The 10,189-nt window shown below is 63.5% G+C and carries 11 protein-coding genes; 5 read left to right on the forward strand and 6 right to left on the reverse strand.

The annotated features are described in order from the left end of the window. Window positions 1-7: 7 nt before the first annotated feature. Window positions 8-1,360: a 7,8-didemethyl-8-hydroxy-5-deazariboflavin synthase subunit CofH gene (gene cofH / locus HZR14_RS07605; protein WP_181692266.1), complete on the forward strand. Its 1,353-nt coding sequence runs from the start codon at window positions 8-10 to the stop codon at window positions 1,358-1,360. A gap of 719 nt (window positions 1,361-2,079) precedes the next feature. Here cofH and HZR14_RS07610 read toward each other — a convergent pair. Further along, a complete protein-coding gene (locus HZR14_RS07610; protein ID WP_181692267.1) occupies window positions 2,080-4,302 on the reverse strand; it encodes a CDC48 family AAA ATPase in 2,223 nt (740 codons plus the stop codon). A gap of 231 nt (window positions 4,303-4,533) precedes the next feature. Between HZR14_RS07610 and HZR14_RS07615 the strand changes: the two genes are divergently transcribed. Next, entirely contained in the window at window positions 4,534-4,827 is a 294-nt protein-coding gene (locus tag HZR14_RS07615) for a hypothetical protein (protein WP_181692268.1), read from the forward strand. Between the two features lie 49 nt (window positions 4,828-4,876). Then, window positions 4,877-5,101: a DUF7996 family protein gene (locus HZR14_RS07620; protein ID WP_181692342.1), complete on the forward strand. Its 225-nt coding sequence runs from the start codon at window positions 4,877-4,879 to the stop codon at window positions 5,099-5,101. Between the two features lie 37 nt (window positions 5,102-5,138). Here the strand turns inward: HZR14_RS07620 and ahbB are convergent, their stop codons facing one another. Beyond that, window positions 5,139-6,188 carry a siroheme decarboxylase subunit beta gene (gene ahbB / locus HZR14_RS07625; RefSeq protein ID WP_181692269.1) on the reverse strand — a complete coding sequence of 350 codons (1,050 nt, stop codon included), beginning with the start codon at window positions 6,186-6,188 and terminating at the stop codon, window positions 5,139-5,141. 101 nt (window positions 6,189-6,289) lie between these two features. On the opposite strand from ahbB, the gene HZR14_RS07630 reads away from it, so the two are divergent. After that, window positions 6,290-7,354, forward strand: a complete 1,065-nt coding sequence (locus HZR14_RS07630; RefSeq protein WP_181692270.1) for an anthranilate phosphoribosyltransferase — start codon at window positions 6,290-6,292, stop codon at window positions 7,352-7,354. Here HZR14_RS07630 and HZR14_RS07635 read toward each other — a convergent pair. After that, window positions 7,351-7,644 carry a DUF7521 family protein gene (locus HZR14_RS07635; RefSeq protein ID WP_181692271.1) on the reverse strand — a complete coding sequence of 98 codons (294 nt, stop codon included), beginning with the start codon at window positions 7,642-7,644 and terminating at the stop codon, window positions 7,351-7,353. The genes HZR14_RS07630 and HZR14_RS07635 overlap by 4 nt on opposite strands. Window positions 7,645-7,646: 2 nt before the next feature. Continuing rightward, window positions 7,647-8,024, reverse strand: coding sequence for a winged helix-turn-helix domain-containing protein (locus HZR14_RS07640; protein ID WP_181692336.1), 378 nt, complete (start codon window positions 8,022-8,024; stop codon window positions 7,647-7,649). Window positions 8,025-8,262: 238 nt separating this feature from the next. On the opposite strand from HZR14_RS07640, the gene HZR14_RS07645 reads away from it, so the two are divergent. Beyond that, a complete protein-coding gene (locus HZR14_RS07645; RefSeq protein ID WP_181692337.1) occupies window positions 8,263-8,835 on the forward strand; it encodes a peptidylprolyl isomerase in 573 nt (190 codons plus the stop codon). Window positions 8,836-8,841: 6 nt separating this feature from the next. Here HZR14_RS07645 and HZR14_RS07650 read toward each other — a convergent pair whose 3' ends face one another. Next, on the reverse strand, window positions 8,842-9,393 hold the full coding sequence (locus HZR14_RS07650; protein ID WP_181692272.1) for an NUDIX hydrolase: 552 nt from the start codon (window positions 9,391-9,393) through the stop codon (window positions 8,842-8,844). A 275-nt stretch (window positions 9,394-9,668) separates the two neighbouring features. Continuing rightward, the gene (locus HZR14_RS07655; RefSeq protein WP_181692338.1) at window positions 9,669-9,977 is read right to left on the reverse strand and encodes a CHY zinc finger protein; all 309 of its coding nucleotides are present in this window, start codon (window positions 9,975-9,977) and stop codon (window positions 9,669-9,671) included. Window positions 9,978-10,189 lie beyond the last annotated feature (212 nt).

A 10,189-nucleotide genomic window follows, 5' to 3' on the forward strand; every position in this document is an offset into this window, starting at 1 on the left:
GGGTGGTATGGACGCGTTCGAGGCGTCGGCAAACGTCCCGCGGGAGGGCTTCGAGTTCGACTGTCGCCCAGAGAGCGACCAGTCCTTCGAGAACGCCCTGGAGAAGGCCCGATCGGGGGTCCGACTCGACGTCGCCGATGCGATCGAACTGCTGACGACGGGGACGGGGACGGGGAGGTCGGGGATCGACCTCGACAGAAAAGAACGCGTGCTCGAAGCCGCCGACAGACGCAGAGCCGAGGTCGTCGGCGACGAGGTCACGTTCGTCGCAAACCTCAACAACAACGTCACGACCGCCTGCAACGTCGGCTGTCTGTTCTGTAACTTCAAGGACGCCGCACGGCGCTTCGAGTCCGACCACGGCGATGGGACCGACGGATTCAGCAAGACCCCCGCACGGTCCCGCGAGATCGTCGGCGACGCCGTCGAGCGGGGCATCTACGAGGTCTGTTCGGTCTCGGGACTGCACCCGACGCTCGCGTTGGACGACGAACACGAGGAAATCCTCGCTGGAGACGGGGGCGAACACAACTACAAGCCCTCGGACGTGTACGATACCGACCCGGGCACCTACGTCGAGCAGATCGAGGCGATGAACGTCGGTGGCGTCCACGTCCACTCGATGACTCCCGAGGAAGCGTATCACGCCCGTCGGGGAACCGACTGGAGCTACGAGGAGGTCTTCGGCCGGTTGCGCGAGGCCGGCCTCGACTCAGTCCCCGGCACCGCCGCGGAGATCCTCGTCGACGAGGTTCGGGAGGTGATCTGTCCCGGCAAGATCGGTACCGACGAGTGGCTCGACGCCATGACAGCCGCGGCCTCGGTCGGCCTCGATACGACGGCAACGATCATGTACGGCCACGTGGAAAACGAGGCCCACCGGGCGCGCCACCTCGATCGGATCCGCGACCTCCAGGACCGGACCGGCGCGATCACCGAGTTCGTCCCGCTCTCGTTTATCCACCCCGAGACGCCGCTGAAAGAGCGAGGAATGGTCGAGTCGGGCGCGACGACACACGAGGACGAGTTGATGATCGCCGTCTCGCGGCTGTATCTCGACAACGTCGAACACATCCAGTCGTCGTGGGTGAAATACGGCGATTCCCAGGGGCTGAAGATGCTCACTTGCGGCGCGGACGACTTCATGGGGACGATCCTCTCCGAGGAGATCACGAAGCGGGCCGGCGGCGGATACGGGGAGTTCCGCTCCGTTCGGGAGTACGTCGACATGATCGCCTCGATCGGCCGGGTCCCCGTCGAGCGTTCGACCGATTACGAAACGCGCCGCCGGATCGATCCCGAGGCGGGACCGTTCGGCCCGACGCTGGGGCCGAAAGCCGACGGAACGCCGCTGATATAACGTGACGCGGCAGCTGTTATATCGATCACTCGATCACGCCGCGGTGGCGCGCGCTCGGGGCCGTGCCCGAGGCGGGCGGCGAGCAAAAGCGAGCCGCCCCGCCCGAGGGCCGCCGCCGAACCCCCGTGCGAGGGATGAGCGACGCGGAACCGCGGGTTCCGCGCGCGAACGGGCGCGAACGCGCCCGAGAGCGAGCGAGTCGGCTGGGGAGGCGTGTGGACTGCGAGTCGGCTGGGGAGGCGTGTGGAGCAGGAGAGATGGTCAGGATCGACCCGAGCACGCATCTACTCATCGCGGGATCCGTTCGACGGCGACGGCGTCTCCCGTGGCTATGCCCGGATCCGTGTGGGATGGACGTGGGGCGCGTCCACGTTCACCCACACGGAGCGCGTCCACGTTCACCCACACGGAGCGCGTCCACGTTCACCCACACGGAGCGCGTCCTCGCTCGTCCTGCCCCACCCCACGGGCGTTTTTGCCCGAAGAGCGTGTGATGAAAGCATAGTACGCGGTCGCCCTCCTCGCGTTCCTACCAAGCTAGTTCACTCGTCGGGATCGGGTTTGTCACACAGGTCGGCGAACACTCCGCGCGAGACGTTGTCTCCGTGTATCTCATGTTAGTAACGGCGGCCGTACCGACTGGCGTCGTTGCGTGGGGGGAAAGCTCATACCGCCGGTGTGCCGTGACCGACTCTACAGGTGGGGCAGGCCGAGGCGGTTCACTGGAATCCGATCCGGCCGCCGCTCTGTCGGCGGCCGTCCGGGCTCCCGCCGCGGAACTGCTCTTCGATTCCCTCGTAGTACTCGCGGATGTCCTCGGTGATCGTCGGGCGGACCGACTCGAGGGCCTGCCGGAAGTGTTGCATCTCCACCTCGTCGGCGTTGTCGTCCTCCCGCAGCGCCTCGATCGCCGCCTCGCGGGCGATCGATTCGAGGTCGGAGCCGACGTAGCTTCCGGTCATCTCGGCGAGTTCGCGCAGGCTCACGTCCGGCGCGAGTGGCGTCTCGTCGGTGTGGATGCGGAGGATCTGCTCTCTGCCCTCCGTGTCGGGTTCGCCGATCATCACGAGACGGTCGAACCGACCGGACCGGATGAGGGCCGGATCGATCATGTCGGGGCGGTTCGTCGCACCGATGACCATCACGTCGTCCATGTCCTCGAGGCCGTCGAGTTCCGTCAGGAGCTGGTTTACGACCCGTTCGGAGACGTTCGAGCCGACCTCACCCCCGCGGCCGGGCGCGAGCGAATCGAGCTCGTCGAAGAAGATCACCGTGGGGGAGACCTGTCTGGCCTTCCGGAACGTCTGTCGGATCGCCTTCTCGCTCTCGCCGACCCACTTCGAGAGAAGCTGTGGGCCACGGACCGAGATGAAGTTCGCGTTGGTCTCGTTGGCGACGGCCTTCGCGATGAGCGTTTTGCCGGTACCCGGCGGGCCGTACAACAGCACACCGGCGGGCGGATTGATTCCCATCCGGTCGAACTTCTCCGGGGCGTTCATCGGCCATTCGACCGACTCTTTGACCTGGTTTTTCTCGTCGGTGAGACCGCCGACGTCGTCCCAAGACATCTTGGGCAACTCGACGAGCACCTCCCGCATCGCCGAAGGATCGACCTCGTTCAACGCGCCGCGGAAGTCCGTCCGCTTGATGATCATCTGATCGATGAGACTCGGCGGGATGTCCTCCTCGTCGAGGTCGATCTCGGGGAGGTACCGACGCAGCGCCTTCATCGCGGCCTCCTTCGTCAGGCTCTCGATGTCCGCACCCACGAAGCCGTGGGTCTCGTCGGCCATCGTATCGAGGGAGACGTCGTCCGCCAGCGGCATCCCACGGGTGTGGATCTGGAGGATCTCCTTGCGGCCCGTCTCGTCGGGAACGCCGATCTCGATCTCCCGATCGAATCGGCCGGGACGACGGAGCGCGGGGTCGACGGAATCGACCCGGTTCGTCGCCGCGATGACGATGACCTGGCCGCGAGATTCCAGCCCGTCCATCATCGTCAACAGCTGGGCGACGACGCGGCGTTCGACCTCACCGGTCACGTCCTCGCGTTTGGGGGCGATCGAATCGAGTTCGTCGATGAAGATGATCGAGGGGGACTCCTCGGTCGCGTCCTCGAATATCTCGCGCAGTTGTTGTTCGGACTCGCCGTAGTACTTCGAGATGATCTCGGGGCCGGCGATCGAGAAGAAACTCGCGGACGTCTCGTTGGCGACCGCCTTCGCAAGCAGGGTCTTACCGGTACCGGGCGGACCGTGAAGGAGGACTCCCTGTGGCGGCTCGATGCCGAGTTTCTTGAATATCTGGGGGTGTTTCATCGGCAACTCGACCATCTCACGGACGCGCTGGATCTCGTTTTGGAGGCCGCCGATGTCCTCGTAGGTGATCCCGCCGCCGGTCTTCTCGAAGCCGGCAATCGGCTCCTCGCGGAGTTCGACCTCCGTGTCCTCGGTGATCAGACAGACCCCGTCGGGGTCCGTCTCGACCGCGATGAGCGGGATGGCCTGTCCCGGCGACCGCATGAATGGATGGTTCGTCGAACTCATCACCGGAACGATGTCGCGCTCTACGACCGGCCGTTTGAGTATCTGTCGTTTGACCATTCCGGCGGCATCGGAGCCGAACTGCACCGACGCCTCCTCCGGCGGGGCAAGCACGAGTTTGTCGGCTTTCGTCGCCTCCGCCTTTCGTATGGTCACTCGTTCGCCGATGCCCACGTCGGCGTTCTGTCTGGTGAAGCCGTCGATCCGGACTGTATCCGTGTTCCAGTCCTGCCTGTCGGCCCGCCAGACCTTCGCTGCCGTCGTATCGCTCCCCTCGATTTCGATGATGTCACCCGGTGACAGCTTGAGGTGAAGCAGGGTATCCGGATCGAGGCGTGCGATCCCCCGTCCGGAGTCGTTGGGATACGCCTTTGCGACCTCGAGTTGAACCTCGTTCATCCTGATGTGAACACTCAGGACCGCCCGGAGATATGCCTTTTGCTCACGCCCCCGGGGGCCTGTTGCTCACGCTCCTGAGGGCCCCCTCGGAGACCGCCCGACTGGGCGACGCCTCACCACATCGACGGGACAGCGTTCCACTACATCAGCGGAGTGACGCCTCACGACAGGCACACGGACGGGGACTGACTCCGACACCGTTTTGACCGTCGGGTCGGTATCGATGTCCGAATGATACAGCGGTTGGCGAGACAGCTCGGAAAAGAAGAGCGGGACCTTCTCGTCTTGGAGGTAGTGCTCTCGAATCATCCGATCGGGATCCCGCGGATCGCCGAGGAGACCGGAATCGACGAGCACAAAACGAGGTACTCCCTCCGAATGCTGGAGGACGATGGGCTCGTGAATCCCACCCCCGATGGAGCCGTCCCGGTCGACGGTGTCGAAGCCCGTGTCGGGGAGATCAACGCTGGACTGGACGCGCTCGCCGACCGGGTCGAGGAGCTCAAAGAATACGGTTCCGGGTGAGATATCCCTGAACCGGAAGGCTCGAAACGTTCGATTACGTACAACCGCTATGCGATTTCTCCAGACGGCCGTCGACCTCCCCGGTTGGGTCTCGGGTGTGCTGTTGCTCGCGGGAACCATCTCGACCGCCGGTCTAACGGACTACCTCTTGACGAGTACCGGCTATGGAACACTTGGAACCGCCGTTTGGGCGGTTTGTTATGCCGGCGCGCTCGCCACGGTCTGGGTCGTCTGGCTGCGCGATCTCGAACTGACCGGACCGGAAAGCGGGTGAGAGCGAGGACCGATGGGCCGGGCCGATCGAAGATCGCTCAGGACGCGTCGACGATCTCCTCGTACCGCGCGCCGGTCTGTTTCAGCGTCTCCGTCGAGTAGAGCCGTTCGTGCTCGAACGGGAGCTGTTCGTCGGCCAGTTCGTCGATCTTCTCGTCGACCGCGTCCGGATCACGGCCGTGGATCATCGTAAACAGATTGTAGGGCCACCCCTGCTCCGGGCGGCGAGGACGGTGATAACACAGCGTCACGTAGGGTAGCTCCCCGACCCGTTCGCCGTGGAGATCGAGATCGGCGTCCGGCACGTTCCAGACCACCATACAGTTGGCGTCGAACCCCGTCACGATGTGGTTGACGACGCAGCCGATGCGTTTGATACAGCCGTCCGAACGGAGCCGTTTGATCGCGGCCAACACGTCGTCGACCGGGGTGTCCAGACTGGCGGCGACGTCGCGGTACGGCGTCGCCGACAGCGGAAACCCGTCCTGGATTTCGAGCAGTAGGGCGCACTCCAGCGCGGAGAGATCGGCCGCTGCCGTCTCTGAGATCCGGGTCGCGTCGACGGTCGTCGACTCGATCGACTCCCTCGCGAACCGATCGCCGTTGACCACCGGAAATTCGAGATCGATATAGAAATCCGTCAGCATCGGGAGTACCAACACGGAACAGCCGGTCTCGGATTCGATCTCCGAGATGATCCGATCGCGCGTTTCGAGCGAACCGGCCGTCACGACGAACCACATGTTCCACTCGTGATCGCGGCGGTAGTTGTGGTTCACCTGCCGGTAGCCGTTTACGACGTCGGCGACCTCCTCGAAACGGTCCTCGGGTGCCCGTACCGCCGCGAGCGCCGACGATCCGATAACCGGAGGGTTCAACACCGCCCCGAACCGGCGGAATATTCCGGCCTCCCGGAGCCGTTCGACGCGTTCGAGCGCCTCCCGTCCGTCGATCCCGAGCGCCTCTCCAACCCGCTCGAACGGCCGCTCGACGATCGGGAAATCGGACTGATAGCCGTCGATGAGCGCCGCATCGATCGAGTCGATGTCAGCACGCCAATCGTCGCCATCGGTCGCCGACGTACTCATTGTCCGTCTTAGGGATCGTGGGGTTTAGACTTCGTCGGTCCCGGAACGGGAGTACCTACCGGATGGGATGGGTTTTTGACCCGGTGGCCCAAACCGCCCGTATGTCACAGGCGACCGAACGGTACGGCGAGTGGCCGCTGAAACGGCTGATGACCGAAGTCGTCGGATCGGGGCACAAATCCGCCGACGATATGACACGCGAACAGGCGAGCGAGGCGTTCCGACGGATCCTCGATGACGAACCGGATCCGACGACACTCGGTGCGTTCTGGCTCGCCAACCGCTGGAAGCGAAACACCCCCGAGGAGCTCGCCGCCTACGTCGACGTGATGGCCGAGGGCGTCGAGGCCGCCGCGCCGGATTGCGATCCGGTCGACTGTGGCGCGAACTACGACGGGAAGGGACGAACGGCCCTGCTGGGAGTCGCCTCGGGGCTTGTCGCCGCCGCCGCGGGGACGCCGGTCGTTACCCACTCCGGAGACCGCGTTCCCACACAGAAACAGGACGCCTACAAACACGTCCTCGACGAGCTCGGCGTCCGGACCGAACTGTCACCGGAGGAGTCCGCCGAGATGACCGACGAGGTCGGTTTCGGCTTCTATTATCGCCCCGAGTTCGCCCCCGACATCGAGGCGCTCTCCGATCGCCGCGACCGGATGGGCGTTCGGACCTTCCTCAACACCGTCGAGACGCTCGCCAACCCCGCCGAGGCGTCCGTCCACCTCGGATCGTTTTATCACTTGCCGTACGCAAAACGGATCATTGATACGTTCGAGGCGTCGGAGACGTCCGATATCGAACGCGTCGTGATGTTTCAGGGGATGGAAGGGTACGACGACGTTCGCCCCGGTTCCACGAAAGTCGCCGCCTGGACCCGCGGCGGCGGGCTAACGGACTTCGAGATCGAAACGCCCGAGTACGGCATGGACTTCGAAAGCGAGGACCTCCGCATCGACGACGTCGCGGCCGGCTCGGCGACGATCACCGAGGAGATCCTTCGGGGCGAACGGAACGATCACTTCGCCGACGCGGTCGCGGTCAACGCCGCCCTTCGCATCTATGCCGGCGGGGACGCCGAGGACGTCGACGCCGGACTCGACGCGGCGTGGGACGCCATCGAGTCCGGTAGGCCGGCGGAGCGACTCGACGCTCTCAGAGGGTTCTAGGGAACCCGAAGCGAGTACGCGATGATCGAGAGTCCCGAGAGAATGAACAAGCTTTCGATGAGGACCCCCACTCTGAACGTGACGTTCAACAACTCGAAGGTAAACCCAGCAAGCAAGACGCCGATGACGATGAGTCCGAACCCGGCCGTGAGGAATCCGAGCGACCGATCGTTGGTTCGTCGATACGCACTGAAAGCGAGATACGTGACGACGCCGCCGACGAGGAAAATGAGCGTCTTCGTCACGACGATCGTAAATCGGATCCCAAAGTCGGTTGTCGAATGTACCATGATTACAGTTCCTTTCCTACTTCAGACCACATCTCCGCGAGGCGTTCGTCGGCCTTTCGTGCCGGCCGCTTGATTTCGATTTCGATCTCCGCCGATTCGGTCCGAGTCACGACGACGTCCTCGAAATCGAGTTGGTATTGGGTCGCGTGACTGCCGTCGCTGCGGATTTCGGTTCGCTCTCTCAGGAGTGTCGCTTCCGAGAGCTGATCGAGTTTCCGGTACAGCGTCGATCGGGGAATCTCACACCGAGCGAGGAGCTCCCGTGCCGTCCGAGGAGTTCCCAACTCGGCGAGGATGGCACGACAATCCTCGTCGTGTAACGCCCCCAGCACCGTATCCATATCCGGGGAGTCGTCATCGACCAACGGATCCCGAACCATGGTGTGAATTCGTCTCGGGGCATTAAACGGCTGTGGGTTGGAGACGACGTCGGTACCGATAGACATATATTTTCCTCCCCCGCTCTTGGATGGTATGACGTTTACGCGACGGACGCTCCTCCGTCGAGGAACGGTCGCCTTCGTGGCGACGACTGCCGGCTGTCTCGGCGGCGGGGCGACGGCCGAGGACGGGGATGAAAGCCGGCAGTCTTTTGCGACACCCACCCCTGATGCGGATATGAGCGACGATAGATCCGTGTCCGACCCGGACAACCCGACCGTGACGCTCCAGACGACCCACGGCGAAATTACCGTCGAACTGTTCGAGGAACGTGCCCCGCGGACCGTCGAGAACTTCCTCGGACTGGCGCGACACGATCCTGCCGCCGACGCCGATCCCGCACCCGACACCAACACCTGGGCGGATCCCGAAACCGGCGAAGTCCGCGGTGACTCCCTCTATGAGGGTACTGTCTTCCACCGGGTTATCGACGACTTCATGATCCAAGGCGGGGATCCGGAAGGGACCGGTCGCGGTGGCCCGGGCTATCAGTTTGACGACGAGTTCCACGAAGACCTCACCCACGACGGGGCCGGAATCCTCTCGATGGCCAATTCGGGGCCGGATACGAACGGTTCGCAGTTCTTTATTACGCTAGACGCGACACCACACCTCGACGGCAAACACGCCGTCTTCGGTCAGGTGATAGATGGGATGAACGTCGTCGAGAAGATCGGTTCGCTGCCGACCGGCCGCAACGACGCGCCCAGAGAGGACGTCGAAATCGAGTCGGTCAGTATCGACCGATAAATCGGACTATGCGTCCGTTTGGACGGCGTACTGGAGGACGGCTAGTGCCGAGCGGCCATCGCGCAACCGGCCGACGGCGGCCCGCTGTCGTAGCTCCTCGAACGTCGTCGTTTCGACCGTAATCGACTCGTTGTCGTCGAGATTTTGTTCCCCGACGGGCGTACAGCCGTGGGCGACGACGTAATGAAACACCGAATCGAAGAGGCCGTTTGCGGGTTCATAGGTCCCGAGTTGCTCTATGACCCCGGCCTCGTAGCCGGTCTCCTCGGCTAGTTCCCGGTGGGCGGCCGCACGGAGGTTCTCGTCGTCCGCTTCGAGACCACCCGCGGGCAGCCCATCGTTGATCCGGTCGACCGCCTGTCGCCACTCGCGGATGACGACCACGTCACCGTCCTCGGTGAACGGCAACACGACCACCGTCGGCGGCTCCGAGACGTAGTGGAATTCGGTTTCGGTCCCGTCGGGGAGCCGTACGTCGTCACGCACGACGTCGAATCCGGGACACGTGTAGTCGATTTCGGAGTCGAGCGTTTGCCACGCCAGGTCGCGATCGTCCATACTCCGACGTCGGTCGGCATGGTGAAAACAGTACAGTATGTGTTGAGCGGCATGGCACACCGACAGGGGGCAGCCTCCCTGGACGTGAATACCGTTCGAAATACACTGTATTCCCCCTCAATGGCGAGCAGGCGGCGCGTTCGCGTTTTTCCGGCGGTGGTGCCCCGCGCGTTCGCTTTGGCCGGCCGCCGGTCGTCGATTATTTCACGGGGAGTCTGGCCACGTTCCGTTATATAAACCCGCGCTCCGGGAGACGTATGCTTCCCCGAGAGAGATCACGGTTCGGTCCCGTCGATCCACTCGAAGTAGCGGTCGTAGTGCTTCGCACACCCCGGATTGAACGCCGACGCACAGTTCGGGCACGTCCCGGCCGATATGTACTCCGATGCAGTCATCGTCGTCCCGCAGACACCACACAGGACAGCCGGTTCCGTACGGCGATCGGCCGGCCACGGTTCCGCCCCGTGGTCGGCAAGCGTTCGGTGACAACTGAGACAGCAGTAGTACTCCGCACAGCAGCCAAAGCGGAGCGCGACGACGTCCAGTTCCGTCCCGAAATGTACACACCGGGTTTCGCCATCCATCCCGACCCCATAGACGTTCTCGTGTGACACGACGGGTCATGCGTCCTCTCTGTTATTATATCGAATGGGCGGAGACGTCTGTTCCGATAGCAGTTCCAGATACGGCGTACTGCTGACTGATACTGTCGGACGTAACTACTTGAATCGAAAATCTCTGAGCGTCGTGTCACAGTACGGTTTCGTCTATCTGAACGATTCAGGTATTCACGAAA

Origin of the sequence: Natronomonas salinimetallica (assembly GCF_013839515.1) — an archaeon.
Lineage (GTDB): Archaea > Halobacteriota > Halobacteria > Halobacteriales > Haloarculaceae > Natronomonas.